General features: G+C 54.8%; 27 protein-coding genes, 2 tRNA genes, 2 pseudogenes and 1 riboswitch. Of the genes and pseudogenes, 16 read left to right on the forward strand and 15 right to left on the reverse strand.

Translation table 11 applies throughout. The features are described 5' to 3' along the window. Nucleotides 1–12 precede the first annotated feature (12 nt). Entirely contained in the window at nucleotides 13–219 is a 207-nt protein-coding gene (locus QPL95_RS03885) for a cold-shock protein (RefSeq protein WP_303289679.1), read from the forward strand. A 201-nt stretch (nucleotides 220–420) separates the two neighbouring features. After that, nucleotides 421–1,449, forward strand: coding sequence for a nitronate monooxygenase family protein (locus tag QPL95_RS03890; protein ID WP_303289680.1), 1,029 nt, complete (start codon nucleotides 421–423; stop codon nucleotides 1,447–1,449). A 1-nt stretch (nucleotide 1,450) separates the two neighbouring features. Here QPL95_RS03890 and QPL95_RS03895 read toward each other — a convergent pair whose 3' ends face one another. After that, a complete protein-coding gene (locus tag QPL95_RS03895) occupies nucleotides 1,451–2,725 on the reverse strand; it encodes a GGDEF domain-containing protein (RefSeq protein WP_303289681.1) in 1,275 nt (424 codons plus the stop codon). 148 nt (nucleotides 2,726–2,873) lie between these two features. On the opposite strand from QPL95_RS03895, the pseudogene QPL95_RS03900 reads away from it, so the two are divergent. From QPL95_RS03900 to QPL95_RS03915, 4 genes and pseudogenes are all read left to right on the forward strand, one after another. Next, nucleotides 2,874–3,734, forward strand: a pseudogene (locus QPL95_RS03900) (PA4780 family RIO1-like protein kinase). 133 nt (nucleotides 3,735–3,867) lie between these two features. After that, entirely contained in the window at nucleotides 3,868–4,578 is a 711-nt protein-coding gene (locus QPL95_RS03905) for a DUF3581 family protein (protein ID WP_303289682.1), read from the forward strand. A 22-nt stretch (nucleotides 4,579–4,600) separates the two neighbouring features. Beyond that, the gene (locus QPL95_RS03910) at nucleotides 4,601–5,077 is read left to right on the forward strand and encodes a peroxiredoxin (RefSeq protein WP_303289683.1); all 477 of its coding nucleotides are present in this window, start codon (nucleotides 4,601–4,603) and stop codon (nucleotides 5,075–5,077) included. 33 nt (nucleotides 5,078–5,110) lie between these two features. Next, nucleotides 5,111–5,803: a pseudouridine synthase gene (locus tag QPL95_RS03915; RefSeq protein WP_303289684.1), complete on the forward strand. Its 693-nt coding sequence runs from the start codon at nucleotides 5,111–5,113 to the stop codon at nucleotides 5,801–5,803. Between the two features lie 11 nt (nucleotides 5,804–5,814). Here QPL95_RS03915 and QPL95_RS03920 read toward each other — a convergent pair whose 3' ends face one another. Continuing rightward, nucleotides 5,815–6,669 carry a putative RNA methyltransferase gene (locus tag QPL95_RS03920; RefSeq protein ID WP_303289685.1) on the reverse strand — a complete coding sequence of 285 codons (855 nt, stop codon included), beginning with the start codon at nucleotides 6,667–6,669 and terminating at the stop codon, nucleotides 5,815–5,817. A gap of 58 nt (nucleotides 6,670–6,727) precedes the next feature. Further along, nucleotides 6,728–7,015, reverse strand: coding sequence for a hypothetical protein (locus tag QPL95_RS03925; RefSeq protein ID WP_303289686.1), 288 nt, complete (start codon nucleotides 7,013–7,015; stop codon nucleotides 6,728–6,730). Between the two features lie 232 nt (nucleotides 7,016–7,247). Here QPL95_RS03925 and QPL95_RS03930 point away from each other — a divergent pair, with 232 nt between their 5' ends. After that, nucleotides 7,248–8,942, forward strand: a complete 1,695-nt coding sequence (locus QPL95_RS03930) for a bifunctional diguanylate cyclase/phosphodiesterase (RefSeq protein WP_303289687.1) — start codon at nucleotides 7,248–7,250, stop codon at nucleotides 8,940–8,942. Here the strand turns inward: QPL95_RS03930 and QPL95_RS03935 are convergent. Beyond that, nucleotides 8,939–9,511 carry a glutathione S-transferase family protein gene (locus tag QPL95_RS03935; RefSeq protein ID WP_303289688.1) on the reverse strand — a complete coding sequence of 191 codons (573 nt, stop codon included), beginning with the start codon at nucleotides 9,509–9,511 and terminating at the stop codon, nucleotides 8,939–8,941. The two genes, QPL95_RS03930 and QPL95_RS03935, sit on opposite strands and share 4 nt — an antisense overlap. Before the next feature lie 305 nt (nucleotides 9,512–9,816). On the opposite strand from QPL95_RS03935, the gene QPL95_RS03940 reads away from it, so the two are divergent. Next, nucleotides 9,817–10,365 (forward strand): superoxide dismutase family protein, encoded by a 549-nt coding sequence (locus QPL95_RS03940; RefSeq protein ID WP_303289689.1) that lies wholly within the window; start codon nucleotides 9,817–9,819, stop codon nucleotides 10,363–10,365. Nucleotides 10,366–11,451: 1,086 nt separating this feature from the next. On the opposite strand, the gene QPL95_RS03945 is transcribed toward QPL95_RS03940, so the two are convergent. The 6 genes and pseudogenes from QPL95_RS03945 to QPL95_RS03970 form a co-directional block, all read right to left on the reverse strand. Beyond that, entirely contained in the window at nucleotides 11,452–11,982 is a 531-nt protein-coding gene (locus QPL95_RS03945; RefSeq protein WP_303289690.1) for a GNAT family N-acetyltransferase, read from the reverse strand. Further along, nucleotides 11,954–12,256 carry a DUF1778 domain-containing protein gene (locus QPL95_RS03950; RefSeq protein WP_058340583.1) on the reverse strand — a complete coding sequence of 101 codons (303 nt, stop codon included), beginning with the start codon at nucleotides 12,254–12,256 and terminating at the stop codon, nucleotides 11,954–11,956. The genes QPL95_RS03945 and QPL95_RS03950 overlap by 29 nt, the downstream gene beginning before the upstream one ends. Nucleotides 12,257–12,422: 166 nt before the next feature. Beyond that, a pseudogene (locus QPL95_RS03955) lies at nucleotides 12,423–12,608 on the reverse strand (LPD1 domain-containing protein); the annotation flags it as partial. Next, entirely contained in the window at nucleotides 12,539–12,919 is a 381-nt protein-coding gene (locus tag QPL95_RS03960; RefSeq protein WP_368389720.1) for a S24 family peptidase, read from the reverse strand. The pseudogene QPL95_RS03955 and the gene QPL95_RS03960, both read right to left, overlap by 70 nt. Before the next feature lie 455 nt (nucleotides 12,920–13,374). Then, nucleotides 13,375–13,448, reverse strand: a tRNA-Cys gene (locus tag QPL95_RS03965). A 53-nt stretch (nucleotides 13,449–13,501) separates the two neighbouring features. After that, nucleotides 13,502–13,577 (reverse strand) — tRNA-Gly (locus tag QPL95_RS03970). 169 nt (nucleotides 13,578–13,746) lie between these two features. Here QPL95_RS03970 and QPL95_RS03975 point away from each other — a divergent pair. Beyond that, nucleotides 13,747–14,520 carry an START domain-containing protein gene (locus QPL95_RS03975; protein ID WP_303289691.1) on the forward strand — a complete coding sequence of 258 codons (774 nt, stop codon included), beginning with the start codon at nucleotides 13,747–13,749 and terminating at the stop codon, nucleotides 14,518–14,520. 15 nt (nucleotides 14,521–14,535) lie between these two features. On the opposite strand, the gene QPL95_RS03980 is transcribed toward QPL95_RS03975, so the two are convergent. Further along, a complete protein-coding gene (locus tag QPL95_RS03980) occupies nucleotides 14,536–15,267 on the reverse strand; it encodes a murein L,D-transpeptidase catalytic domain family protein (protein WP_303289692.1) in 732 nt (243 codons plus the stop codon). 159 nt (nucleotides 15,268–15,426) lie between these two features. Continuing rightward, a riboswitch (TPP riboswitch) is annotated at nucleotides 15,427–15,521 on the forward strand. A gap of 50 nt (nucleotides 15,522–15,571) precedes the next feature. On the opposite strand from QPL95_RS03980, the gene thiB reads away from it, so the two are divergent. The 7 genes from thiB to QPL95_RS04015 all read left to right on the forward strand — a co-directional run bounded on the left by thiB (nucleotide 15,572) and on the right by QPL95_RS04015 (nucleotide 22,411). Then, nucleotides 15,572–16,576, forward strand: a complete 1,005-nt coding sequence (thiB, locus tag QPL95_RS03985) for a thiamine ABC transporter substrate binding subunit (RefSeq protein WP_303289693.1) — start codon at nucleotides 15,572–15,574, stop codon at nucleotides 16,574–16,576. 4 nt (nucleotides 16,577–16,580) lie between these two features. After that, entirely contained in the window at nucleotides 16,581–18,251 is a 1,671-nt protein-coding gene (gene thiP / locus QPL95_RS03990; protein ID WP_303289694.1) for a thiamine/thiamine pyrophosphate ABC transporter permease, read from the forward strand. Then, complete coding sequence (locus QPL95_RS03995; RefSeq protein WP_303289695.1) at nucleotides 18,244–18,858, forward strand: ATP-binding cassette domain-containing protein; 615 nt, start codon at nucleotides 18,244–18,246, stop codon at nucleotides 18,856–18,858. The genes thiP and QPL95_RS03995 overlap by 8 nt, the downstream gene beginning before the upstream one ends. Before the next feature lie 96 nt (nucleotides 18,859–18,954). Then, nucleotides 18,955–20,046, forward strand: coding sequence for an ABC transporter permease (locus tag QPL95_RS04000; protein WP_303289732.1), 1,092 nt, complete (start codon nucleotides 18,955–18,957; stop codon nucleotides 20,044–20,046). Nucleotides 20,047–20,052: 6 nt separating this feature from the next. Continuing rightward, on the forward strand, nucleotides 20,053–20,868 hold the full coding sequence (locus QPL95_RS04005; protein WP_303289696.1) for an ABC transporter ATP-binding protein: 816 nt from the start codon (nucleotides 20,053–20,055) through the stop codon (nucleotides 20,866–20,868). Next, nucleotides 20,868–21,806 carry an MlaD family protein gene (locus QPL95_RS04010; RefSeq protein WP_303289697.1) on the forward strand — a complete coding sequence of 313 codons (939 nt, stop codon included), beginning with the start codon at nucleotides 20,868–20,870 and terminating at the stop codon, nucleotides 21,804–21,806. The genes QPL95_RS04005 and QPL95_RS04010 overlap by 1 nt, the downstream gene beginning before the upstream one ends. Beyond that, nucleotides 21,803–22,411: an ABC-type transport auxiliary lipoprotein family protein gene (locus QPL95_RS04015; RefSeq protein WP_303289698.1), complete on the forward strand. Its 609-nt coding sequence runs from the start codon at nucleotides 21,803–21,805 to the stop codon at nucleotides 22,409–22,411. The genes QPL95_RS04010 and QPL95_RS04015 overlap by 4 nt, the downstream gene beginning before the upstream one ends. Before the next feature lie 87 nt (nucleotides 22,412–22,498). Here the strand turns inward: QPL95_RS04015 and pgsA are convergent, their stop codons facing one another. The 4 genes from pgsA to QPL95_RS04035 all read right to left on the reverse strand — a co-directional run bounded on the left by pgsA (nucleotide 22,499) and on the right by QPL95_RS04035 (nucleotide 25,948). Beyond that, the gene (gene pgsA, locus QPL95_RS04020) at nucleotides 22,499–23,068 is read right to left on the reverse strand and encodes a CDP-diacylglycerol--glycerol-3-phosphate 3-phosphatidyltransferase (RefSeq protein ID WP_303289699.1); all 570 of its coding nucleotides are present in this window, start codon (nucleotides 23,066–23,068) and stop codon (nucleotides 22,499–22,501) included. A gap of 7 nt (nucleotides 23,069–23,075) precedes the next feature. Beyond that, complete coding sequence (uvrC, locus tag QPL95_RS04025; protein WP_303289700.1) at nucleotides 23,076–24,935, reverse strand: excinuclease ABC subunit UvrC; 1,860 nt, start codon at nucleotides 24,933–24,935, stop codon at nucleotides 23,076–23,078. Next, on the reverse strand, nucleotides 24,919–25,578 hold the full coding sequence (gene uvrY, locus QPL95_RS04030; protein ID WP_303289701.1) for a UvrY/SirA/GacA family response regulator transcription factor: 660 nt from the start codon (nucleotides 25,576–25,578) through the stop codon (nucleotides 24,919–24,921). Before uvrY ends, uvrC begins: the two co-directional genes overlap by 17 nt. A 118-nt stretch (nucleotides 25,579–25,696) precedes the next feature. Beyond that, on the reverse strand, nucleotides 25,697–25,948 hold the full coding sequence (locus QPL95_RS04035) for a hypothetical protein (RefSeq protein ID WP_303289702.1): 252 nt from the start codon (nucleotides 25,946–25,948) through the stop codon (nucleotides 25,697–25,699). Nucleotides 25,949–26,003 lie beyond the last annotated feature (55 nt).

Consider the following 26,003-nt stretch of genomic DNA (forward strand, 5'->3'; position numbering starts at 1 on the left):
AGGATTATATCTATGTCAACTGTTACCGGTACTGTTAAGTTTTTCAACGAATCCAAAGGTTTTGGCTTTATTACTCGCGAAAGCGGCCCGGACGTTTTTGTTCACTACAGCGCCATCCAGGGCGGCGGCTTCAAGACTCTGGCAGAAGGCCAGCAGGTTGAGTTCACCGTTACTCAGGGCCAGAAAGGTCCTCAGGCGGAAAACGTAGTTGGTCTGTAAATAACAGCCCAAACGCGTTATAAAAAGGCAGCTTCGGCTGCCTTTTTGCGTTTCTGACCATAACTTTTCTAGTACTTCCCCGCACAACGCCAGCCAACTGAAGATACTCACCCAAAGCCCTGCCCCGCTACTGCAAGCCAGCCCGGAGTTTAGTAAGCTCTGCATGAACTAACCGCCAGCAGCAGAGGATTCTGACGACTCATGCTTATTCACGACGTATTAGGTATTGAAGCACCTATCATTCAGGCGCCGATGGCCGGCATACAAGGCAGCGCAATGGCAATTGCCGTCTCGAACGCTGGCGGGTTAGGCTCGCTGCCCTGCGCCATGCTGAGCCCGGACGAGCTTCGCTCCGAACTTTCTGCAATCAAGTCGGGCACCCACAAACCCGTCAATCTCAATTTCTTTGCCCACACCCCACCAACCCCGAACCCGCAGCGCGAGCAAGCGTGGCAGCAATCGCTTGCGCCATACTATCGGGAGTTTGACATTGACCCTGCCAGCATCGCTACCGGTGCCGGCAGAACACCGTTTAATGCTGAAACCGCTGCCTTGGTTGAAGAGTTCAGGCCAGCGGTGGTTAGCTTTCATTTCGGTCTGCCGGAAGCCCCCTTGCTGAACCGAGTTAAAGCCACGGGCGCAAAAGTACTTTCCACCGCGACCACGCTAGAGGAAGCATTGTGGCTTCAGCAACACGGTGCCGATGGGGTGATTGCTCAGGGGCTTGAAGCTGGTGGGCACCGGGGGCACTTCCTCAGCACCGATCTATCGAAACAGATGGGCACCTTCGCGCTGGTACCCCAAATGGTCAAAGCATTGTACATTCCTGTGATTGCCGCAGGTGGGATTGCCGACGCCAGGGGTGTGATGGCTGCGTTAGATCTGGGCGCCGCCGGTGTGCAGATCGGAACCGCGTTTATGCTTTGCCCTGAAGCCAACACCAGGCCCGTTCACCGGGATGCACTGAAGGTCGGCGCCGCACACACTGTCATCACTAATCTGTTCTCCGGCGGTGCCGCGCGAGGCATTATGAACCGTATCATCCGGGAACTTGGCCCGATGTCGGCGTCCGCTCCCGAGTTCCCGTTAGCGTCTTCCGCCCTGGCTCCGCTGCGAGCAGCTGCAGAAGCAAAAGGCCTGGGCGATTTCAGCCCACTTTGGTCAGGCCAGAACGCTTCAGGATGCCAGGAAATAGAGGCGGCAACATTGCTGAAATCGCTTTATAAGTAATTCAACCGGTCCTGCTCTTCTTCACTCGATACATCGCGCCATCCGCATAACGAATCAAGGTATCAACATCACTGCCGTGCTCCGGGTACACGGCGACGCCAATACTCGGGACCAGGTTCAGCGTTGCAGCAGACAACACACAGGGTTCACGTAAGGAGGTGGCTATTTTTTCCACAATACCAGCCACGTCATCCTCGTGATTAAGCCCATCCAACAGCACGATGAACTCATCGCCACCCAGCCTGCCTACCGTGTCCGATGCCCTCACAGACTGAACCAGACGGCGGGCAATGAGTTCCAGAACGTCGTCGCCAGCACCATGACCGTAGGTATCGTTAACCTCTTTGAATTTGTCGACATCCAGGTAAAGGATCGCGAGATAGCTCTTTTCCCGGGCCGCCCTTGCCAGCGCAGTTTCAATCCGGTCCATCACCAGGTGGCGGTTTGGCAAGCCAGTCAACTGGTCATGACGGGCCATATACTCCAGCTGTGAGTGCATTTGTTTACGGGCAACAGCAGCTGCAACCTGCTCACCAACGAATTCGAGCAAATCTCCATCGCGGTCACTGAAGTGGCTGGATCCGGCATGTCTTTGCACCAGAAGCGCTCCGGAAACACCCTCCGGTGTTAGCAGCGGAACACCCAAGCAATCGGGTTGCACCAACTCCAGCCGGGCGGACCGAGCCACCCGCTCACACAGCGCAGTGGCATCGGAGGCAAAGGCAAAGCTTTCGTTTTCCAATCGGTCAGCGTTATAGAGAACCGTCATTGCACCGCTGGTGGCGTCTTTCAAGGCGACGACAAAGGCCGGCGCGACTAACAACTCATCAACCACACCGTGAATACGCCGTAGCATAGCCTGTAAACTGGTAGCGCTGTTCGCGGCTTCTGAAATGGCATACATCGCGGATTGCATGGCCTCTGCCTGTTTTCGGATAGTTACGTCTCGTGCTACTGCCACACGAACCTGTTTATCATCCGACCAGCGGGCAGACCACATGATATGAACCACAGAGCCGTTCTTGTGAAGGTAGCGGTTTTCGAAATGAGGCTTCAGTTCACCCTGTACAATTTCCATTATCGCTGCGCGTGTTTTCTGTTGGTCCTCTGGGTGGACAAAACCCAGAATAGGCTGACCAACCATGTCCTGCGGCCGATAACCAAAAACCCGCTCACTGGCCGCGCTGACATATAAAACCTGGCCCTCACGATCGACCACACAAACGGCATCCAGCAACAGATCTATAAAACTCTCTGGAGGGATAAGTGAATTCATGGCCAGTAGGCTACCTCGAATTGGCGCAATGAAACTTCGCTGCTCTGCCCATGCATCAGCGTTCTCGCATCAATATAGGGTAGTATACGCTCAGACATGCCGGCTAATATGATTTGCCGGCCAGACGAACCAGGCAACCGAACGTTATATGAAGATTCCAAAACGATTACAGCCCCTTGTCGACGACGGCATGGTGGACGAAGTGTTGTATCAGTTGATGAGCGGCAAGGAAGCTCAGGTGTTCGTTGTACGCTGTGGTGAAAGCGTGCGCTGTGCCAAGGTCTACAAAGAAGCCAAGAATCGCAGCTTCAAGCAGGCGGTGCAATATCAGGAAGGCCGCAAAGTTCGCAACACACGGCGTGCTCGTGCCATGAGCAAGAAAACCCGTTACGGCCAAAAAGAACAGGAAGATGCCTGACTGAACGCTGAGGTAGATGCCCTTTACCGTCTGGCGCGGGCCGGTGTACGAGTACCGGAGCCCTTCGGGTTCGTGGACGGCGTTCTGTTAATGGAGATGATCGCCGATGAAGAAGGCAAAGCCGCACCAAGGCTCGACGATGTCACACTGACACCGGAGCAGGCACGGGCCTATTATGGCAAAGTTATTGCGGATGTGGTGCTGATGCTTACGGCGGGGCTGATCCACGGTGACCTTTCAGAATTCAATGTGCTGGTCGATGCCAGCGGCCCTGTGATCATCGACCTGCCCCAGGCAGTCAATGCGGCCGGTAACAACAGCGCCGAACAAATGCTCGAACGGGACGTTGACAACATGCGTCGCTATTTCGGCCGTTTCGCTCCAGACCTTCTGACCACTGACTATGGCAAGGAAATCTGGGCGCTCTACGAATCCGGCGACCTGCACCCCGACAGCAAGCTCACCGGCTGCTTCGAGCACGACACCGAAAGTGCCGATGTTAACGAACTGATGGAAGTCATCGAGGCCGCAAAAGAAGAAGAGCGGGAGCGTCAAGAGCGCCTGCGGGATGCCGAAGAGGACGACGACTAACACCCAGGCGCCCTTCGCAGCACTTTCCTAAGCCCTTTCGCTCATTGCGGCTGAGGAACGGCTTATATTAGGCTTCAGGGTTCATCGACCACTGCTTCGCATGCTCAGTTTTGCGATCCGGATAAGGCAGAACATGTTTCTAGACCGTTTTCACTCCACCCAAGACGGGCGCGTATTGATTACTGCGCCCCAGGCCAGCCTTTTTGCAAAGGAAGTGGCCGGGGATTTCAATCCGATCCACGACCCAGACGCACGTCGATTCTGTGTTCCCGGCGACCTGCTCTTTGCCTTGGTCCTGTCACGTTTCGGGTTATCCAGCAACATGACGTTCAGATTCCGAAACCTGCTCGGAGCAGAAGTACCGTTGGAGTTTCGCGAAACCGAAAACGGCACGGTAGAAGTCTGCGATGAATCGGGAAAAGTGTATCTGGAAGTCAGCCGGAGCGGGGAGCGGACCACAGACGAGAAGACAATAGTCGACTTTACCCGCTGTTACGTTTCAGCCTCCGGTAAGAACTTTCCCCACACACTCAAGCCATTAATGGAGTCCCGCGGTGTTATGTTCAACCCGGACCGCCCGATGGTGATGTACGAAAGCATGAGCCTGGAGCTGAGCAACCTGGAGAACCCCCAGCCCGAGCTTGAACTGAACAAGGCCGATCTAGAAGTGGCCGGCAAGCGCGGGAACGTTACGCTCGATTATCAACTGATGTCTGCCGGCCAGATTGTAGGAGAAGTCGCCAAGCGGCTGGTGCTGGGAAGCCTGCGCGAATACTGTCCGGACACAATGGCAAGCATCATCGAGGAATTCTATCGGCTCAAAGCCAAGGGCACGGGTGCCTGAAGCACAAGGGAGACTCACAAGAATGGCGATTCAGACAGGCGATAAAATACCGGCGATCGAACTGCAAGTCATGGGCGAAAACGGCCCTGAAAGAGTGAATACGGGTGACCTGTTCGCCGGCAAAAAGGTGGTTCTTTTTGCTGTTCCCGGCGCTTTCACACCGGGCTGTTCCAAAACCCACCTGCCCGGCTTTGTGGTTCATGCTGACGAGATCAAACGCAAGGGCGTCGACAGTATCATCTGCACCTCGGTCAACGACGTCTTTGTGATGGATGCCTGGGGAAAGTCGCAGAACGCTGAAGAAATCATCATGCTGGCGGATGGTCTTGGCGAATTTGCCAAAGCATTGGAGCTCACTCAGGATCGAACGGCGGCTCAGCTCGGCATCCGCAGCCAACGCTATGCCATGATCGTCAATGACGGCACCGTGGAGCTGCTGAACATTGACACCCAGGGTATCGACAAAAGCAGTGCTGAGACCATTCTTAACGCGCTCTGAACAACGCGGGCTCGACAGAGAACGTTTTCAGCAATGAAACTGTCCCGCATTGTCAGCAACCGGAACGGCACCAGCCGTCAGCGTGCCAATGCGCTGATTGCAGCGGGCAGGGTTATGGTCGACGGCCGCGTTTGTCGCGAACCTCAGCAAGAAGTCGACCGGTTCTCGGGTGTGGTGGTCGATGGCATAACTGTTCAGACGCCCTATCCCGCTCGCTACCTGATGCTCAACAAACCCGCAGGTTATCTGAGCGCCACTCTGGACAAAACACACCCTACTGTACTCGAGCTGTTTGATCCCGAATTGCAGGATGGCCTGCACATTGGCGGCCGGCTCGACCGTGCCAGTACTGGGCTCTTGATTCTCACCAACGATGGCAACTGGTCCCGACGACTCACGGAACCCAGGATCAAGACGCCCAAGGTCTATCAGGTCACCACCGAATCAGCCATTACAGCGGAAGCCCATCAGCGCTTCGAACAGGGAATCTGGTTCGAATATGAGCAGCTCAGAACATCCCCCGCCCACATCGAAGAACTGGGCGAGCGCCGCGCAAGGGTGACGATATATGAAGGTCGGTACCACCAGGTAAAACGAATGTTCCATGCGGTAGGCAACCGCATAACCTCACTGCACCGGGAGAGTATGGGGAACATTCATCTGGACCCGGTGCTGCAACCCGGGCAGTATCGCCCGCTGACCCGCGCAGAAATCGCCTCTGTCTAGGCCGGCACCGGTCAACCGGACGAGGTATTACGCTCAAAGGTATGCAAGCAAACATCGACCGTGAGAGACATGGATTCCAGGGCTGCCGCCCGAGCCCTGCCCTCCGGACTCGCCCGGTAGAGGTGGGGCGTCATGGCGAGCAGATCAGCAATCGATTCCCCACCCGCCAGGTGCAGTGAAAAGCGCAGATCTTCTGTCCGAACGCGGCGAAAGCCTTCCGGCGCCTGATCCACTTTCTTTGATTCCGCCCTGACTTCAGGGTAGATAACTTCCCGCAACTCTCTTAAATGATCCTGCCCCGCATCGACCTGCAGCAACCGGCCGCCAGGCCGAAGTACCCGGGCAAACTCAGGATAAACGGGGAACCCGAACAGACACAGAATCCGGTCGAGGGAATTCGGCAATACCGGAAGGTTGGCATTACTGCCCACCACCCAATTCGGCCGCCTATCCTGGCGGGCCGCAGCCAATACTGCCCACTTTGAAATATCAAGACCGACCAGAGCCATGGCAAGATCGTCATCTGCCGACGCGGCCAACTGGCGCAGGTAATACCCTTCCCCGCATCCAGCATCCAGACAGTTCAACGTAGCACCCTCTGGAACACCGTCCAGAACGGCTCTTCCAACTGCATCGGCAATCGGTTGGTAAAAGCCGGCGGCCAGAAAACGTTGACGCGCCGCCACCATCTCTTTGCTGTCACCAGGGTCCAGTGACCGCTTTTTCTGCACGGGCAGTAGATGAACATAACCTTGACGGGCAACATCGAAATTGTGGCCACTAGCACACCGCCACGCTGCCGCTTCCCGCTGGAGGGGCATTCCGTCCAGCGGGCAAGCCAAGGCGTCAAAGGGTATAGTTTTCATGGTGCCTTTCCTGACATTAAGTGAATCAGCACCTTATGATTGGCTGTACACTCAAAACCTATTTGAAACGGGAGGTCGCCGATCTGACTGAATCGGTGAACGAGTCCCACGCACTTTCGACACCCGCTTTTAAATCATCCCAGGCGTCATCACCCGCTTCGCTCAGCTCATCGAGTTTTTTCCTGGCATCATCACGCATCGATTTCAATTCATCGATCTGCCTGTAATAGTCCTGTTGAACGTCGGCCTCCTTCGAGTCAGCCTTTGCCTTCAGCTTGTCGATCTCAGCGTTCCATTCATCCAGTTTGGCGCGAAGTTTCTTGATGTAGGTGTCTTTCATACTCATGTTCCAAGCTCCTTGCTTTTGAGTTCTCAAGATTACCGAACGACTTCAGCGGCATTCAGGTGAAAGCCTAACCCAAATAGTTTCAGATCGATAGGCATGTAGCTGGTAAGCCATTTGTAAGCGCACTCTGGCTGACATTGGGAAATCAGGACAACGGCTCCTATACTTTTCGGACACACACGGAAAGTGCCACTCTTTTTCGTCTGTTTCTGAGAAGGTACCGGGAGGCGCAGTGAATGCCAGCCAGAGTGTCCAGAATTTCTACGAGCTGATCGAAAACCTGCCATTGGTGGCGGTTCAGGGCTACAACAAGCAACGCCGGGTCATCTATTGGAATGAGGCCAGCAGGCGTCTGTACGGCTACACCCGCGAGGAAGCGCAAGGCCAGTTACTGGAAGATTTGATCATCCCGGATTTTATGCGTGAAGACGTCATAGCCGCGCACCGGAATTGGCTGGATCACGGCATTAGCATCCCCGCAGAGGAAATTGAGCTCAGGCACAAGAACGGCCACCTTGTTCCCGTCTACTCCAGCCATGTCATGATCAAGCAGGACACTGGTGAATGTGAAATGTTCTGCATTGATATCAGCCTGGAAGAGCAGAAAAAGGATAAAGAAAAACTGCGCAGAATGGCCAGTTTTGATGATCTGACCGAACTTCCCAACAGAAGGTTGATGGAGGCTGAACTATCGGTCCGCCTTGCAGAAACTGCACGGCATCCGGCTGGTCAAGTGGCCGTGGTGTTTATTGATCTGGACAATTTCAAGCTGATCAACGACACCCTCGGGCACCATTATGGCGACGACCTCCTGCGGGCTGTTGCCTCGGGATTGAAATCAGAACTTCGTCGTAGTGATCTACTGAGCCGATTTGGTGGTGATGAGTTTGTGTTGCTGTTGTTTGATTTCGAGGGCCCTGAGGGCATCCACGAGCTCCTTCAGCGCCTGATCAAGGTACTTGATCATGGATTTCTACTGGACGGCGTTTGTTACCCGATAACGGCAAGTTTTGGCATCAGCCTGTTTCCTGATGACGGTGCGACCGTAACAGAGCTGATGGGCAATGCCGACGCGGCCATGTACAAGGCAAAAGAACGGGGCAAGAACTCTATTTGCTTCTACACCTCAGACATCAACGACCAACTGGTCCACTACCAGGATGTAACCGCGCTCCTCCGAAGGTCCCTCGAAAACGAGGACTTACAGCTGTACTTTCAGCCGCAAATAGATCTGAAAACCGGAAACATCCGATCATGCGAAGCACTGTTACGCTGCTTTGACAAAGGTTCCCTCGCCGTTCCTCCTGGTGTATTCATTCCTGTAGCGGAAAAATCAGGACTGATCAATCGCATCGGCGACTGGGTGATCGAAGCGGCCTGCAAACAGCTGAAGGCCTGGCAAGGCACACCACTTGAACATATCCGGGTAGACATAAACCTATCTGGAAAGCAGCTGGTGAACCAGCACTTAGCAGATCACATACTGCAAACCTTGAATAACTTCGGCCTGCACCCGTCCCAATTGGGAGTCGAACTTACCGAAAATGAAGTGATTGGGGGTGATGACGAGCAGATGGGGCAACTGGAAAAACTGAAGCAAGCTGGCGTACATATCTCAATCGACGACTTTGGCACGGGCTATTCGTCGCTCGTTTATCTGAGGCGGTTGCCGGTTTGCAGCCTCAAGATTGACCGAAGCTTCCTGCAATACGCCATGGAAAACGAGAGTGACATGGCCATCATGCAAGCCATCATTACCGTCGGCCACCAGCTTGGGTTAATTGTGGTGGTCGAAGGCGTGGAAACCACTGAACAGGAGCGGCTGGTAAAGCATCTTGGCTGCGATTTAGCACAAGGATTTCTGTACGCGAAGCCGCTAACCGCTCATGAGCTGCCAAAACTTCTGGAGCACCCAACCAATGCTTAGGCCTCGCGAGGATCCGTTTCAGCAGCCTGAGGGGCCTGACGGTGTCTGTCACGAAACGCCACCAGACTCTCCACGCCGGTGAAGTCCACCAGATCGCGGAAATCAAGCCAGTCCACGAGGCAGTAAAGGCAGATTGCAGGATAGTTCCAAGGTTCAAACTGTCCTTCATCCACCATCGCTGAAAGCGTTCTCAACGTAGTCATGATGCGTTCCCGCTGCAGGTTGTAGAACATTGCATCCTGGCCTGTGTCGATACCGGAACGTTCAGAGAGCAGCATGATCACAGCTGAGTCATTGGCACCATCGATCAACGTCAGCTGGTTTTCCTGATCCCAGGTAAGGGGTTCACGGTTCTGATTTTCAAGGAGGTAGCGGGCGATGGTTCGCGAATCGTAGATTTCCTGCCCGTCATCGATCAGTACCGGAATTTTCAGAGTGGGATTATTGCGTCGAAGCTCATCGCGGCCTTCACCGTAGATATTGAGATTGATGAACTCGTAGGGTTCGTCATCCAACAGAAGGCGAATGCGCCGCACATAAGGCGACGTCGTGGATCCAATGAGTTTCATGGTTGCTCCTTAGTTTTAATCCTAGGGTTGAATTGATCCCAATCGGCTGTTCTTGCGGCCTCGGCGTCAGGCTATCACTCTGCAGACATAAAATCCTTCCTGGGTTTTGTCACTTTTCAAGCGAAGCCCTCTCGGTATCCGTGCACTCTTTTTGAGGATGGACTTCGGGCGCCAAAAATCTTCGGAGCATCGGGGCGGGCTGCCTTTCCCAAACATTAATTTCTAGTAGGTTTCGCTCCTGACCAACAGCGTCCAGTTTTTTTGACTAGGATTGCTATCGGGAGAGCATATTAAAGGAGAACGAAATGAGTTACGCAAAACCGAGCCTCTTAAGCCTCGCGGCTTCCGCCATGCTACTGGCTACCCCGATGTCTCAGGCTAATGAGAGCATTGAGGTGAACATGCACAAGGCGTCCGTCGAGGGTCAGGGCAACCTGATCGGAACGATTACTCTGCAGGAGAATGAACAGGGGGTCACGATTGTATCCAACCTGACAGACCTCGGCCCCGGGCCCCATGGCTTTCACCTGCATGAAAACCCCGACTGTGGCGTGACCTCAAAGGATGGAAAGAAGACCCCGGCGGGTGCCGCAGGAGGACATTACGACCCTGAAAAAACCGGCGCCCATAAAGGGCCATTCGATACTGGCGGCCATCTGGGCGACCTGCCCCGACTTCATGCCGGCCAACGTGGGGAGTCTGAGCAGACGTATCTCGCACACCGGGTTCAACTAGCTGATTTCAGGGGGCGCGCCCTGGTTATCCATGAGGGTAGCGACAACTATTCCGATGAGCCCCTCCCCCTTGGCGGTGGCGGCGCTCGTGTCGCCTGCGGCGTAGTTCCTGATCAGTAGTCTGTGACAGCCCCGGGGTAGGTACCTTGACCCAGGCTGTCGCCGGCATGGATCAACATATCGTCATCCGGGGAGTCTGGGATGCGCCGCCAGTTGTTGAGACTCGCAGTTCTTATAGTCGAATCGTGATGATTTGGGCATTGGTTTCAAAAATAGCATCAACGGTCTCAGCCGATTGAATCCAATGAAGGAGATATCCTCGCATCCGACCTATAGAGAGCGGTAAGATTATCCAACGGTATGAATAAATACGGAGTCACTATGAACATGACAGCTGCCCTCCTCGGTTACGGTGGATTTGTATTGTTGCTACTGACTATTGGCACCGTTGGGTATTGGAAAGCTGACCAATTGGAAGCCTGGGCATATCGTAAGTTCAAAGGTTAGCTATCATAAAAAAGAAAGCTCTGAGCAGTTACAGTTGCCTGAACTACGTTAGGAGCAATTTCCCGCTCAAATTGACATCAAAGAAGAACTGGGGCAAATCCAAATGCGTTTAGGCATACTCCTTGCTGGCGTCCTCTTTTTAACTGGTTGTACAGACTACAAGTATGGTATCTACTGGAATCCAAGTGAGGAAAGATACGCCCAGCAATCAGTGAGCAGTGTTAATTGCTCTATAGGAGAAATAAACGCATATAGAGCCATAGAATCTTCGCATCAATTAATCGCACCGTTTTTCATACCGTTATTTCATAACGTCGAACGTTCGGATGAAAGTATTCACATTAAAAGCAAAGGTGAAGGCTGCCCTTCTTTAATTGTTAAAGATCAATACAACAACGTGCTACAACACACGTTCCAAGAGCAGGATGGCAAAGGGTGCGATTACTATATTGAATATCCGAAAAGTGGAGAAAAAATAAGTGTCCTTGTCGTCGATATCACGCCAGATTGCAACAACCATGAGTTATCTTATTCCAAAGACAGGTTCTTCTGTATGAGGCCAACCGAGTTCGGCGGCTCAGCCCCATGCGAGTAACCTTTATGACAAAAGCGAACGTTCAGGCCGATAGTCCAACACTTCCCCCGGGAGAAATTCCGCCTCTTGCTTAGAAAGATCCGCAGTAACGCGGCAGAACCCGACTACCGTCCACTTGTCTGTGAGAGTTCGACTGCTTCCAGACATTGTTCAAAAGGCAGCCAAAGAGCTAAAGCATCACCCTCAACGGGATCAATAGCGACGAACCCGAACTTTTCGTAGAATCTTTTTGAGTCGTCGTCTTTGGCATCTACCGCACAGCCGATACCTCCAACTGAAATCGACGCATCAACAACCTGTCTCAGGCACTCGACCAGCAGATATGCTCCTAATCCATACCCTTTCACAGAGTTATCAACTGCAAGCCGTGCCAGCCGGTAAACCGGCGGATCCGACGGAAACCGCTTTTGCAGGGGATGCCCCTGGGGGAAGACAAGGGTGCTTGGAAGAAGAGTGTAATAACCCAGGATCTCCGTCGGGTCGCCCTCATCTTCAATCAGTACATAAGTCCGTGTCGCCATCTTCTGGCTGCTTTGCCGGGCAATTTTCTTTAAGAACTCGTTGAGTGCAGGCTTACCGCAGTCAAATTTTCGCCGATTGTGCTTTTTACTGATTTCTGCGGTTCTTAAAGTCACCAGCCAACTTCCTGTGGTTGAGTGCAGCTTCCCGAAGCTTTGGGTTAATCGGCTCGGGGTTATCCAGCAGCTCCAGCATACGGTCAGCACTCTGCCGGGAAACCTGGATTTGTAGCGCCTGACGCTCGGCCTCTTGTGCTTCTTTCTTTGCAGCGTAGATCAGAAACTGACTCAAGCTGCGGCCCGTTAACTCTGCTGCATGAGCAATAAGTCTCTGCGTTTCTTCATCGACACGGGCGACCAGGCGAGTGTCTTTACCTTGTGTGTTCATCATATTCTTCACCGATGGTGGGATAGGCTCGACTGGAACCCAAGAAAACCCTCGTCCTTGATAAAAAGTGATTCGACGGACTCAATCTACGTATGCCATATTGGCACACGCAAATACCTTAATCAACTTTGTATGCCAGTTTGGCACATGCAATTTATAAGGTTCTCAGCTACTCAATGTTTTCAGCGAACCTTTGGCAAGTCATCCCAGCAGGCCGTATACGCTGGCGATGATCGCCCTGCGGGTCCAGACCCGCCTTGGCTTCATCAGAGTGAACGGTTCCGCTCACCAGAAATCGATTACGCGGCTGGCTATCTTCAATGAAGACTTCAAAGGCCCGGGCGCACAGCTCTTCCAGCCAGACACTGGATCAAATCCGGCCTGCCCTCCCCGCTTGAGTGAGCGGATGATTTTTCCGTGCTTGCCCTTCAGCGACCAGTCCACCAGGACATCACCGGGATAGATGCCAGCCTCGATCATGGACTCTCCATGAACACGCACGAAGAACGTGGCCGCAGGATGCTGGATGCACAGCTCGTTCAGATCGATGGTTGTTTCAACGTAGTCCTCCGCCGGCGATGGGAAGCCAGCCGAGCCCCGTTCCAGAAACATCGGAATGTTCAGGCGAGAGAAGGACTCAAAGTCACCAAGCAGAATGCAGGACATGCTTTACACCAGACACTGTTTGAATATACAGTATTTTGGCGAGACAATACGTGTGGGTCAACCCATCATTGGGTACAGTGTTCTATACTCGAACTAATGCAGCTGCCAGGAAGGCGGGAGGAGTCTGTATGAAAAGGGTGGTACTGATGTTTGTTGGTGGCTTGGTAGGAGGCTTGATCGGGCCGGTGTCGGCACTGGTCGGCGTAGCAGCCGGTTACGTGTTAGGCCGCACTTTGACACATTCCAACTATTGCAGAATCTCGGAGTGACCAAAATCAACCTCCCGGTCACAAAACGTGGTGTGGAGGAGATTTTTGACTGGTACGGATGACACGTGTTCGACGAAGAAATTACCTTGGAAGGAACCAGAGGTCAGGAACTCGTTGTCGCAGTTTTTTCTCACTCAAAATTGGCAAAAACCAATCAACGTAACACACTGATCTTAAGGGTAAAAATGGAGGCGCGGGTCGGAATCGAACCGGCGTACACGGAGTTGCAGTCCGCTGCATAACCACTCTGCCACCGCGCCGGGTAAGCCTTGATCTGGCTTTTGCTCTCAGGAGGCATTGAGAGACTTGGAAATGGAGCGGGAAACGAGATTCGAACTCGCGACCCCAACCTTGGCAAGGTTGTGCTCTACCAACTGAGCTATTCCCGCTCTTCGTTCAGAGGCGTTGCCTCATCAACGGCTGCGTATTCTACGGATTACGCCGGAGTCGTCAACACCTTTTTTTCAAGTTTCTGTTTTTGTAGGCAATCTGGATGTTTTTTAGCCAAGCCATCACCCTGTCATTTGAGGACAGTGTACCCAATCAGTGAACTGCGCCTTGGATCGGCACCAACACTTCTCGCAGAATGACGAGCTGCACAATTCGGTCATCGTCAAGGCACTCACTATGCGCACTTATGGCATCTCACGGATCGGTTTCGCGGCACTTGCCCTCATACTCGGCACTTCCGCCCTGGCATCGGAATGGAAGGTCGAGCTACAAGGCGACGTCAGGGGTGACATCACCACCTACGTTCGTTCTGTTTCAGATACACCCATCAAACAATTCCGGGGCGTAGTCGAAACACCCCACTCCATGGTGGCAGCACTGTCGGTTATCGATGACATATCACTGTGCCAGCAGTGGATCTACAACTGCCAGAAGGCCCGTTATCACTATACCGCCGATGGGGAACGCCTGTTGTGGATGATGTTTGACGGTGTCTGGCCTGCTTCAGACCGAGACCTGGTGATGAAATCCGTGTTTTTGCAGGAGTATCCAAATGGACCGGTGACGGTTCAGTCCACCGGGCGGCAGAGCGCTGCGCCGGAACAATCCGACTATGTGCGCATTCCCATGCTGGACAACAGTTTCTATGTAGAGCCACTGGCCGATGGCTGGACACGAATCACCTTCACCACCCACATGAATCCAGGTGGATTGATACCCGCCTGGATAGCCAATATCGTGGCAACGGATGCACCGATTCGTACCTTGGAAGGGTTAAAGCGGATGATGAACAAGGAACCGTTCCGGGATTACACCCAGAGCTCGCCTCCGGCGAAACTGGTTGAGAAGCATAACCTTCGCTTCTCAACCCGGGATTCGTAAAGGGTCGGTCTCAACTCAGGAGTTACCCTGTGTTGAAGCACTGGCTTCGGCCAGTTGCGAGGGGGTATCACAGTTCAGAAAGCTGGATGTTTGCAGCCACTTCTGGTCCGGGTAGTACTTGAAAACCAGCTGGCCGCCTTTCAGGTTATCAACCACAGACTGGATCACTTTTTGATCTACAGCCGGGCAGCCGTGGCTGCGACCAATTCGGCCATAGTCTGCAACCCAGCTCGGGCTCACGTAATCTGCCCCGTGAATGACAATCGCCCTCTGGCGAGCCAGGTCATTGATGCCCGGCTCAAGGCCATCCAGGCGTAACGAATAGCCGTGCATTCCGCGATAACTCTCGCTGGCTTTGAACAGGCCAATACTGGACTGGTGACTACCTTCTATATTTGAGAACTCACTGGCTTCCAGGTTTCCGGAATTCTTGCCGTGGGCGACCAGATCTTTCAGGAGCAAGCGGCCCTGCTCTAGGTCAAAAATCCACATGCGCTGCTCGCTGGACGGCAATGAAAAGTCGATCACTGCCAGGCGCTCCGGCATCGCCACACCATTGTTCACCGCGCACTGAGTTGCTTTGAACGCCGCATCCAGCACGTCGGGATTCAGTTTTGGGGCGGAACTGGCCAACTGGTCATGAAGCTGATTGTCGAAGGATTGCGCGTTTGTTTGAAAGGAAAAGGCCAGAGAAAGAACCAGGCCGGATAACATTAAAAAAGTGCGTTGTTTGCTGTGCTTGAGCATTCGCACATTACCTCGAATATGAAGAGTGTCGTGTAGCTGGCTGAAAATATGCCTCATTCTAACAGCGAATTTTGAGACTTCGGTCATTCCGTACATTTTTTAACCTTTCCACTACACTTCCTGCGCATTACTACAAAGCTGAGTGCATGCTAGAATCGCTTCAACTCAACGGGGTGCCCTTGATTGGGGCTGAGACCACACCCGCGGAACCTGACACGGATAATGCCGGCGAAGGGATTGAGGAACGCTACGCAAAGCGTTTGCCGCGGCATGGTTGCTACCCATTTGTACAGGATGCCGCATCATGTATTACCGCTTGTCTCTTCTGCTATTGGCTTTGGTAACACCGCTCACCGCCAGAGCTGCCGACGCGCCTGTGCTCAACGTCTATACCCACCCTTCTTTCGCGGCCGACTGGGGCCCCGGCCCAGCCGTAAAGCAGGCGTTTGAGGCCCAATGTGGCTGCACCCTTGCGTACACCGTTCTGGACAGTGGCGGTGATATCCTGCAGCGGTTGCGCCTGGAAGGCGAGTCCACCAATGCCGATGTCGTGCTTGGCCTGGATACCGCGACGATGGAAACCGCCCGTCAAACCGGGCTGATCGGCAAACACGACCAGGCACTCGATGCACTGGCATTGCCCATCGGCTGGACCGACAAATACTTTGTGCCGTACGACTGGGGCTACTTTGCTTTCGTTTACGACACCGAGCAACTGGCAGAGCCACCCACCAGTCTGGAAGCCCTGATAAACGCTCCGGAAGACTTGAAAATCATTATTCAGGATCCTAGAACGAGCACGCCCGGGCTTGGCTTGTTGCTATGGATGCACTCGGTTTATGGAGATGAAGCCCCGGCAAAATGGCAGGCACTGAGTACGAAGATACTCGCCACTACCCAGAGCTGGAGCGATGGCTACTTTTCGCTGTTCATGAACGGCGAAGCACCGATGATCCTCTCCTACAGCACATCACCGGCGTATCACATGGCGGTTGATGAAACCGACCGCTACCAGGCTGTCGAGTTTGAAGAAGGTCATTATCTTCAGGTAGAGGTTGCTGCGCTGGTGGCGCCCTCGGATAACAAGTTACTGGCACGGGACTTCCTCGATTTCATGCTGACTCCGGATTTTCAGCGCCACATTCCTCTGAAGAACGTGATGTACCCGGCCATTGATCTTGGCGATGAGTTGCCCGAGGTCTTTGATCGCCTGATAACGCCTGATCATGCGTTCTATATGCCTCCGTCAGAGGTCGCTGGCATGCGCCGCAAGCTGGTGGATGACTGGCTGAACGCACTGACACGCTGATCCCATGCTTGCCAACCGTTACTCCGCTCCACTGAGCCATCCCGGGTGGCAATTGGTGCCTGGCCTGCTGCTTGGCCTGGGGCTCCTGATCCTGGTGGCCTTTGGGCTCGGGAGCATGCTGGTAACCGCCGGCAGCGCAGATGTTGCTTCCGTAGTTAACAGCCGTTACTTGCGCGGGGTTATCTGGTTCACCGTTTGGCAGGCGCTGCTTTCCGTGCTGTTAACGCTTCTGGTGGCCCTTCCGGTCGCCCGCACACTGGCGAGATATCGCCAATTTCCGGGCAGAAGTCTGATGCTCAGGCTCATGGAGTTGAGCCTGGTACTGCCAACCATTGTGGCGGTTTCCGGCATCATTGGTGTTTACGGCCGGCAAGGCTGGGTCACCGCTCTGCTGAATAACTGGCTGCCCGGGCACAGCTGGAGCCTGTATGGGCTCAACGGAATTCTACTGGCTCACGTTTTCTTCAATGCGCCACTTGCGGCAAGAATCATGCTGCAAGCGCTTGAATCGGTGCCGTCACCAAGGCTTCGTATTGCCTCGCAACTGGGGCTTCGGGGTTGGTGGGCCTGGCGTTCCGTTGAGTGGCCGGCTCTGCGGCCCCTGCTCCCCGGGCTATGCGCACTGGTGTTCACGCTCTGCTTTACCAGTTTTGCCATCATCATGACACTCGGCGGCGGGCCTGCTGCAACCACCCTTGAGGTGGCCATTTACCAGGCATTGAGATTTGAGTTCGACTTTCCCCAAGCAGCGGTATTGGCGGTGATCCAGCTGGTCATCTGCGGCGGACTCTGGTGGCTGGTTTTCCGCCAGCGCCTTGAATACTCTCTTATGCCCAATCGTCATTTTGTTCAGGGCGTTCAGCTCAAGGCCTGGCCTGGTCAGTTGTGGTTCTCAACCCTTCTGCTGGCTGCCTTTGCACTGTTTTTAGTGCTCCCCATCCTCGCCATTGCCAGCCGCGGACTCCCCTCCCTACTGACCTTTACCGGTCACAGCTCGCCCTACGAGCAATTACTTTCAGCGACAGGCCGAAGCTTGCTGATTGCACTGCCCGCCGGGCTTGGCGCGGTTTCAGGTGCATTACTCACCCTGGCTTCAGTCAGTAAAGCCCGTGGCCGTCTTTTAACCGCCATTCCGACATCAACCAGTTATTTGCCGTTGATCGTGCCCCCCTTGGTGCTTGGCACAGGGCTGTTTCTGCTGCTGAGGCCAGGTCTAGGAAATAACGCCCAGGGTTGGACTTTGGTCTCACTCATTAACGGCCTGATGGCCTTACCCTTCGTGATTCAGGTGTTGCGTGGACCGCTGGCCAGGCTAGACACTCATTCCCGCCGTGTGGCCGACCAGCTAGGCGTAATTGGCTGGTATCGCTGGCACCGGGTCTACTGGCCCTTGATGCGGCGCCCGCTGGCGCTGGCTCTGGCCTATGGCATTGCGCTCTCGATGGGTGATTTTGGTGTTATTGCATTGTTTGGAAGCCCCGGGCAACCCACCCTGCCAGTTCTGCTGTACCAACAACTGGGCAGTTACCGAATGTCAGACGCAGCAGGAACCGGCTTGTGGCTATTGCTCCTCATGGTGGTGATCTTCGGCCTCCTTTCGGTGATTGGCCGTCCACCGGCGCACCATAGATATAAAACCGTTCGCCAGCCATTCCCGGAGCCCGAACATGCTTGAGGTAAAGCATCTGCGCTTTCGCTACCCCGGTCAGGAAGCAGCTTGGGAGTTCCATTTCTCAGTGCTTCCAGGCCAATGCATCGCCATTCGCGGCGCCAGCGGTTCAGGCAAAACAACCCTGCTTAATCTTATCGCCGGCTTTCTGCAACAAGAGTCCGGAACGATTCAGTTGAGCGGTCGCCCCCTCGAACAACTTGAACCCTGGCAGCGGCCGATAACCAGCGTGTTCCAGGAGCACAACCTGTTCGAGCATCTGGACGTTGCAACCAATATCGGGCTGGGGCTGCACCCGGGGTTAAAGCTAACTCAGGATCAGAGACACCTGATTGATGAGGGCCTTCTGCGAAGCGGCCTGCCCGGGTTCGGCAGCCCTATGCCCGGGGACCTCTCCGGCGGCCAACGCCAGCGGGTGGCTCTGGTCAGGGCCATACTGCGCCGCAAACCGCTCTTGCTTCTGGATGAACCCATGACCGGGCTGGACCCGGAGGTAAAACACAACATGAGAGCCCTGTTACTGGAAGAGAAAGCCCGGGGTGTGACGCTGGTTCTCGCCAGCCATGATGAAGAAGACCGAAAGATACTGGCAGACCACCACTGGAATCTTTAAGCTTGCAGAGAATTATTACAGGGATTCTTTGACTCAGTGGCAATCCGTTCCGGACTCAGCTCTCCATCATCTGACCAGTTGCCCGGCAGCGTTAAAATTGAAGGCGCTGCTCTGGTGATCAGTGGCGACTGGACGTTACGCCACTATGGTTCGCTTAACCAGTTGATCAGAGGTCTCCACGGAAAGTCACCGTCCAACCCGACCCTGGACTTAGACTGCCTTGGCCATATCGACACCGCCGGTGCCTCCCTGATCGCGAAGCTGGCCGGAAGTACTGCTCTGGTTCAGGCGCTGGACAGTGCAGATCTCGCCGAAGAACAAAAAGCCTTGCTGGACGCCGTCGCGGCTGCCGTCCCAGAAGGGCAGTTCCAGCCACCAAAGATAAACCCGGTAGCGGGCTTCCTTGCCGATGTCGGGCAGAAGGTAACGTCAATCTCCCGGCTCACCTGGCAGCTATCAGGGTTTATAGGCGAAACACTGGCTACCTTGTTTTACATCCTGCCACGCCCCGGGCGGTGGCGATTTACGCCGTTCGTGGCTGCCGTTCACGACACGGGGCTGAATGCCCTGCCGATTGTTGCTCTGCTGACGTTTCTCGTGGGTGCCGTTGTTGCGTTTCTTGGTGCGACCGTGCTCGAGGATTTTGGCGCCACTATTTACACCGTTAACCTGGTGGCGTTTTCGTTTCTGCGGGAGTTTGGTGTCCTGCTGGCAGCCATCCTGCTGGCCGGGCGCACAGCCAGTTCATTTACCGCACAAATCGGGGCCATGAAGGTCAACGAAGAGCTGGATGCCATTCGCACACTCGGCCTTAATCCCGTTGAGTTACTGGTGGTGCCCCGGGTACTGGCGATGATGCTTAGCCTGCCGGTGCTCACGTTCATCGGCATGATTTCCGGCATGGTCGGCGGTGCTGTGGTCTGCGCGCTCGTGCTCGACATACCACCCAGCCAGTTCATGGCCATTGTTGAGCGTGATATCGCGCTGAAGCACTTTCTGGTCGGTATTGGCAAAGCCCCGGTTTTCGCCTTCCTGATTGCCGTGATTGGCTGCCTTGAAGGCTTCAAAGTCGCCGGTAGTGCACAATCCGTAGGCGAACACACCACATCCAGCGTGGTTCAGTCGATCTTTATGGTGATATTGCTGGATTCCGTCGCGGCGCTGTTTTTTATGGAAATGGGCTGGTAACTCCCTATGGCCGAGCATCATCCAAGACAGCAGAAAACACCCGTTATCGAGGTGCGCGGGCTGAGCAACCGCTTTGGCGCCCATGTTGTTCACGACGGTCTCGATCTGGATTTGTACACCGGCGAAATTTTGGGTGTGGTAGGCGGCTCGGGCACCGGAAAGTCCGTGCTGCTTCGCAGTATTGTGGGATTGAACAAGCCCTCTGCCGGGCATATCCGTGTGTTTGATGTCGACCTCACCGAACTTTCCGGACCGGAGCGTTCCTTGTATGAGCAACGATTTGGCGTTCTGTTCCAGGGCGGCGCCCTGTTCACCTCGCTTAATCTCGTCCAGAACATATCACTGCCGTTAATTGAACACGCAGGGCTGAGCCGTTCTGATGCCGAGGAATTGTCCAGAATGAAGCTCGGGCTAACAGGCCTGCCACCCGATGCCGCACTGAAATATCCAGCGGAGTTATCCGGCGGCATGATAAAGCGGGCCGCCCTGGCAAGAGCCCTGGCCCTGGACCCCGAAATTCTGTTTCTTGATGAACCCACCGCCGGGCTGGACCCGATCGGCGCCGCCGCCTTCGATGAGTTGATTGTAACGCTCAGCGACGCGCTGGGGCTGACGGTCTTTCTTGTCACCCATGATCTGGATACCCTCTACACTACCTGTGACAGGGTGGCGGTTTTATCCCAGCAAAAAGTGCTGGTGGCGGATACGCTTGATCAGGTTGCGCAAACGAGCGACGCCTGGGTTCAGGAATATTTCCACGGCCCCCGCGGGCGAGCGGCCATTGTGGCCAAGCACAGGCTGACACAACAGGAGCCCCGTTAATGGAGCCAAAGGCCCACCACGTAGTCATCGGACTTTTCACCCTGGTAGCCGTCGGTTCAGCGCTGCTGTTTGCTTTGTGGCTGGGCAAGTCCTCTGCAGACCGGGAGTGGAGCTATTATCAGATCGGCTTTGACCACCCGGTCAGCGGCCTATCCAAAGGCAATCCAGTCCTTTACAGCGGCATACCGGTCGGCGATGTGCTGGACCTCACACTGGCCCCCGACAACCCGGCCCATGTGCGGGTATTGGTGCGTGTTGATCAGGAGATCCCCGTGCGCCAGGACACCCGGGCGGGGCTGGTTCTGGCCAATATTACTGGCAGCATGAGCATTCAGTTCACCGGTGGCACGCCCGAAAGTCCTGTACTTAACGGAGAGCGCGACAACCCTCCCCTGATCACCGCCGAACCTTCCACGCTCAGCAACCTGCTGAATAACGGCGAAGCCATGTTAACCAAGGCCGAGCAGCTCTTGACCAACATGAACCGGTTGCTGGCCAACGAAAACGTCGACAATGTCTCCGCCATTCTCAACAACACCCGGGACGCCAGTGAGTCTCTGCTCGCTAACCGGGAAACACTGGTTGAACTGCTCGCTCAATTCGATCGCGCGGCCGTGCGTGCGGAAGAAGCTGCAATCAAAGTGTCCAGAGTGTCCGATAATGCTCGCCTGGTGTTGAATGACAGAGTGACCCCAGTGCTGACCGCCATGGATAATGCCCTGACGACCCTGCAACCGTCGCTGGAGCGGCTCAACCAGCTCACCGGCGACAATGAGCATGCGCTGGATGCCGGCATCCAGGGCTTTTCCCAGTTAACACCAGCGCTGCGCGAACTGCGGAGCACCCTGCGCAACCTGAATTCATTTACCCGCAGGCTGGAGCAAGACCCAGCCGGCACGCTCTGGGGCGGCGCAACCATGAAGGAGTTTGAGGAATGAGCACCGGTATTATCCGGCTGACCACACTGATGGTCGCCGTTTCAATGGCGGCCTGCACGGTGCTGCCCCGGCCTGAACCACCGCGGGTAATGGATCTGGCGCCACCCGTTACCGAATCGCCGTTTAACCAGCCGCTATCCGCCAATATCCGGGTTGATACACCTTTGGCGTCTGACCCGCTGGACAGCGCCACTATTCTATTGAAACCGACGCCTTACGAATTCCAGGCCTTCCATCAGGCGCGCTGGCGTGACAGCACACCGGTGGTTATTCGGGACCACCTGGCCAGGCACCTGCGTGACAGCCGGGCATTTCGTAACGTGGTTATTGAAACCAGCCCCGCCACCTCAGACCTCACGTTACTCACAGAGTTGTCGGCATTTCATATCCAATACAATGGCACCAACGGGTGGGTTGAGTTCGAGTTGCACGCTGAATTGGTGAGCGTCCGGAACGGACAAAGCCTTTGCCTCCGAAGTTGGAACGTTCAGGAGCCCGCAGCAGGAACCGACCTTGATTCTGTGGTGCAGGCGTTCTCCCGTGCCGGCAATACGGTGGCCAGCGAGCTTACCCGCTGGGCCCGGGCATGCCAAAGCGCTCGATGAAATCGCCAGTCAGAAGGCCGGTTATGATGCTAACGGCATCTCCAGTACGCGCCGAACGCCTACGCCTTCGCGCGAACGGAAGGAGAACTACACCTCGCCCTGACGGCTTTCAGCCTTGGGAAATAGATCGCCCCAGGCCGCACTGAGGTAAAGAAACATGGACCACAGGGTAAGAGCGGCCGCGATGTACAAAAGGCCAATAGCGACATAAGCCCAGAAATTTCCGGGAGGAAACGCCAACAGCCCAACAATGGCGGCAATCTGCGCGGTCGTTTTGATCTTGCCAATATAAGAAACCGCCACGCTGGCCCGGCTGCCAATCTCGGCCATCCATTCTCGCAACGCTGAGATAACGATTTCCCGGCCAATGATGATGGTTGCCGGAATGGTCAGAAGTACGGCAGCGTAGCCTTCAATCAGCACCGCCAGTGCCACCGCGACCATCAGCTTGTCCGCTACCGGATCCAGAAAGGCGCCAAACGGCGTACTCTGGTTGAGTTTTCGCGCGAGATACCCATCCAGCCAGTCGGTTATACCCGCCAGCGCGAAGATGGCCGCACTGACCATGTAGCTCCACTCCATAGGCAGATAGAAAACCACCACGAATACCGGGATCATCACGATACGAGACAGGGTAATAACATTCGGTAAATTCATGGTGTTCCTATTCGTTGTGCAGAGCTGCGTAAATGGATTCAGCCAGTGCTTTGCTGATGCCTTGCACCTTGGCAATTTCGTCAACGCTGGCTTTTCGTATACCCTGAATGCCGCCGAAGTAGCGTATCAGCTCCCGCCGACGTTTTGGCCCGACGCCCTCAATACCTTCCAGCGTGGACTGCCGGCGCTGCTTGTCTCTTCGTGCCCGGTGCCCGGTGATGGCAAAGCGGTGCGACTCATCCCGTATGTGTTGTATCAGGTGCAAAGCCGGTGAATCCGCCGGTACCCGGAACACATCATCGGTCATGGCATCGATCAACTGCTCCATACCGGCCCGTCGGGTGACGCCTTTCGCTACACCGATCAACGGTATATCAGAAATTCCGAGTTCCTCGAACACTTCCCGGGCGATATTTAACTGGCCCTTTCCGCCATCGATAAACACCAGATTCGGCTTTTTACCCTCGCCGTTGACCAGGCGACGATAGCGCCGGGTCAGTACCTGGCGCATGGCGGCATAGTCGTCTCCGCCTGTTACACCCTCAATGTTATATAGCCGATAATCACTCTTCAGAGGGCCATTCTCGTCGAAAACCACACAGGATGCGACGGTATTTTCCCCATGGCTGTGGCTGATATCAAAACACTCCATACGGGCGGGGGTTTCAGCCAGTTCAAGCAAGTCCCGCAGGGCAAGCAGCCGGCGATAAACCGTTTCCTTGCTCGCGAGGTGTGTCAGCAAGGTTTGCCGGGCATTGGTCATGGCCAACTCCAGCCAACGACGCCGCTCACCGCGTACGTTACCTCGAATCCGGGTTTCACGATTGGCCGCTTCACTGAGTGCTTCCGCAAGCAATGCCTGACCCTCAACGGCAACTGGCACCAGAATATCCTTGGGGATTTCCCGGCGAGTATCGCCGCCGAAGTAATATTGCCCCAGAAAAGCGGCCAGCAACTCGCCTTCTGATTGCTCCAGTGAGAACCTCGGAAAGTAATCCTTGGTGCCCAGCACCCGGCCACCGCGCACGATGATCACCACCACACAGACCACGCCCGCGTCCTGAGCGATGGCAATGACATCGGCATCGCCGCCCTCACCGTCGACCGACTGCTGTTCCTGCACGTGGCGCAGGTGGTTCACCTGATCCCGGTACGTCGCCGCCTTTTCAAATTCAAGTTGTGAGGCAGCCTTTTCCATGGCGTTCATCAAATCATGGATGATGGCTGGATTCTTGCCCTCGAGAAACATGGTGGCACGGCGGATGTCCTGCTGATACTCATCCGGGCTTATGTATTCCACGCAAGGCGCTGTGCAGCGGTTGATCTGATATTGCAGGCAGGGACGATTCCTGTTCCGGAAATAGCTTTCACTACAAGATCTTATCCGGAATACCTTCTGCAAAACATTAAGAGTTTCCTTGACCGCTCCTGAGCTTGGAAATGGGCCAAACCAGGTGCCCCCGCCTTTTTTCGTGCGACCACGCCGGAATGTGAGCGATGGATAGTCGCTATGGGAAGACAGATAGATATAGGGGTAGGATTTATCATCCCGAAGAAGAATATTATACGGCGGCCGAAGGGATTTGATCAGGTTCTGTTCCAGCAGCAACGCTTCGGTTTCGCTGCCGGTAATGGTCACTTCGATGGATTCGATTTTGCTGACCAGCGCTTCGGTTTTGGGTGCCAGGCCGGTTTTGCGGAAGTAGCTGCCAACCCGATTTTTAAGATTACGGGCCTTTCCGACATAAAGAATCGCCCCGGAGCTATCGTACATTCGATAGACACCGGCACGCTCTGTAAGTTGTTTCAGGAAGTTTTTGCTGTCGAACTCCCCGGTGGGCTCCAGAGGTTCAGACTTTGTCGGCATCCAGTAATCCAAGCCTTACGGCCATCAGTGCCAACTCAACATCACTGGAAATCTCCAGTTTCTCAAAAATCCGATAGCGGTAGCTGTTGACGGTTTTCGGGCTCAGGCACAGTTTGTCGGAGATGTCCTGAACTTTCTGGCAGTCCACAACCATCATCGCGATTTGCATCTCCCGCTCGGACAAGCGCTCAAATCTCGACAGTTCTCCGCCTTCGTCCAGATCGCCACCCAGGGTTTTCAGTGCCATTTTCTGAGCGATTTCGGGGCTGATGTAACGCTGCCCGGAGTGGGCTTTACGAATGGCTCGCACCATTTCCTGGATGTCGGCGCCTTTCGTTATATAAGCGGACGCACCACTCTGCATTACCCTCGCTGGATAGGGATCATCTGCGCAGGCCGTCACCACGATGACGCGAATGGAATCGTCCAGTCGCAAGATACGACGCGTAGCCTCAAGCCCCCCGATACCGGGCATGCGAATGTCCATCAAAACGATGTCCGGGCGCTCTTTACGCACGAACTCGATGGCATCCTCTCCGGAAGATGCCTGACCAATCACGTCGATGTCAGGATTGTCAGCCAACATTCGGGTAATACCGGAGCGAACCAACTCGTGGTCATCAACAACGAGTATCCTGATCAAAACTCACCTCGCCGGCAGGTAGAAAAAAACAGGCCCAATTGTAACGGTTACACAATCGACAGGATAGGTAAGCCGGACAAAACATTGTGGAGTGCGAAAATTAATCTCGCCAATCAGATCAGGGGGGCGTACCAAGCCCCGCTGTATTCTCAACCGGATCAAACCAGACGACCAGCTCTCCCCGGCTGATCGCAGCCAGTACCCTGCCTCGCTCTGCAAGAGGGTTTTCAGTGTCGTTCAGCCCGTGATACCGAGTGCAGTACTCCTCCGCCAGCCCTTCGAGCTGGTCGTCGGTAAGCAGACTCGCGTCGACCACAAACTTCTCCTGGCGCGGGTCCGCCTCGGGCTGCTGTTCTTCGTATTCACTCATAACAACCCCTCATCAGTCGCTGCATGTTACGGTTTTTTGCCTGAGATCAGAACCC

The organism is Marinobacter sp. SS5-14b, assembly GCF_030541005.1.
Lineage (GTDB): Bacteria > Pseudomonadota > Gammaproteobacteria > Pseudomonadales > Oleiphilaceae > Marinobacter.

What these genes read in the sequence shown, in the direction of transcription:
- QPL95_RS04010 (WP_303289697.1), top strand. Translation starts at nt 20,868, where the DNA reads ATGGAGCCAAAGGCCCACCACGTAGTCATCGGACTTTTCACCCTGGTA.
- QPL95_RS03915 (WP_303289684.1), top strand. Translation starts at nt 5,111, where the DNA reads ATGAAACTGTCCCGCATTGTCAGCAACCGGAACGGCACCAGCCGTCAG.
- QPL95_RS03995 (WP_303289695.1), top strand. Translation starts at nt 18,244, where the DNA reads ATGCTTGAGGTAAAGCATCTGCGCTTTCGCTACCCCGGTCAGGAAGCA.
- QPL95_RS03910 (WP_303289683.1), top strand. Translation starts at nt 4,601, where the DNA reads ATGGCGATTCAGACAGGCGATAAAATACCGGCGATCGAACTGCAAGTC.
- QPL95_RS03980 (WP_303289692.1), bottom strand. Translation starts at nt 15,267, where the DNA reads ATGCTCAAGCACAGCAAACAACGCACTTTTTTAATGTTATCCGGCCTG.
- QPL95_RS04015 (WP_303289698.1), top strand. Translation starts at nt 21,803, where the DNA reads ATGAGCACCGGTATTATCCGGCTGACCACACTGATGGTCGCCGTTTCA.
- QPL95_RS03885 (WP_303289679.1), top strand. Translation starts at nt 13, where the DNA reads ATGTCAACTGTTACCGGTACTGTTAAGTTTTTCAACGAATCCAAAGGT.
- QPL95_RS03960 (WP_368389720.1), bottom strand. Translation starts at nt 12,919, where the DNA reads ATGTCCTGCATTCTGCTTGGTGACTTTGAGTCCTTCTCTCGCCTGAAC.
- QPL95_RS03940 (WP_303289689.1), top strand. Translation starts at nt 9,817, where the DNA reads ATGAGTTACGCAAAACCGAGCCTCTTAAGCCTCGCGGCTTCCGCCATG.
- QPL95_RS03905 (WP_303289682.1), top strand. Translation starts at nt 3,868, where the DNA reads ATGTTTCTAGACCGTTTTCACTCCACCCAAGACGGGCGCGTATTGATT.
- pgsA (WP_303289699.1), bottom strand. Translation starts at nt 23,068, where the DNA reads ATGAATTTACCGAATGTTATTACCCTGTCTCGTATCGTGATGATCCCG.
- QPL95_RS03895 (WP_303289681.1), bottom strand. Translation starts at nt 2,725, where the DNA reads ATGAATTCACTTATCCCTCCAGAGAGTTTTATAGATCTGTTGCTGGAT.
- QPL95_RS03935 (WP_303289688.1), bottom strand. Translation starts at nt 9,511, where the DNA reads ATGAAACTCATTGGATCCACGACGTCGCCTTATGTGCGGCGCATTCGC.
- QPL95_RS04035 (WP_303289702.1), bottom strand. Translation starts at nt 25,948, where the DNA reads ATGAGTGAATACGAAGAACAGCAGCCCGAGGCGGACCCGCGCCAGGAG.
- QPL95_RS03950 (WP_058340583.1), bottom strand. Translation starts at nt 12,256, where the DNA reads ATGATGAACACACAAGGTAAAGACACTCGCCTGGTCGCCCGTGTCGAT.
- QPL95_RS03925 (WP_303289686.1), bottom strand. Translation starts at nt 7,015, where the DNA reads ATGAGTATGAAAGACACCTACATCAAGAAACTTCGCGCCAAACTGGAT.
- QPL95_RS03920 (WP_303289685.1), bottom strand. Translation starts at nt 6,669, where the DNA reads ATGAAAACTATACCCTTTGACGCCTTGGCTTGCCCGCTGGACGGAATG.
- uvrC (WP_303289700.1), bottom strand. Translation starts at nt 24,935, where the DNA reads ATGCCGACAAAGTCTGAACCTCTGGAGCCCACCGGGGAGTTCGACAGC.
- QPL95_RS04005 (WP_303289696.1), top strand. Translation starts at nt 20,053, where the DNA reads ATGGCCGAGCATCATCCAAGACAGCAGAAAACACCCGTTATCGAGGTG.
- QPL95_RS03890 (WP_303289680.1), top strand. Translation starts at nt 421, where the DNA reads ATGCTTATTCACGACGTATTAGGTATTGAAGCACCTATCATTCAGGCG.
- thiP (WP_303289694.1), top strand. Translation starts at nt 16,581, where the DNA reads ATGCTTGCCAACCGTTACTCCGCTCCACTGAGCCATCCCGGGTGGCAA.
- thiB (WP_303289693.1), top strand. Translation starts at nt 15,572, where the DNA reads ATGTATTACCGCTTGTCTCTTCTGCTATTGGCTTTGGTAACACCGCTC.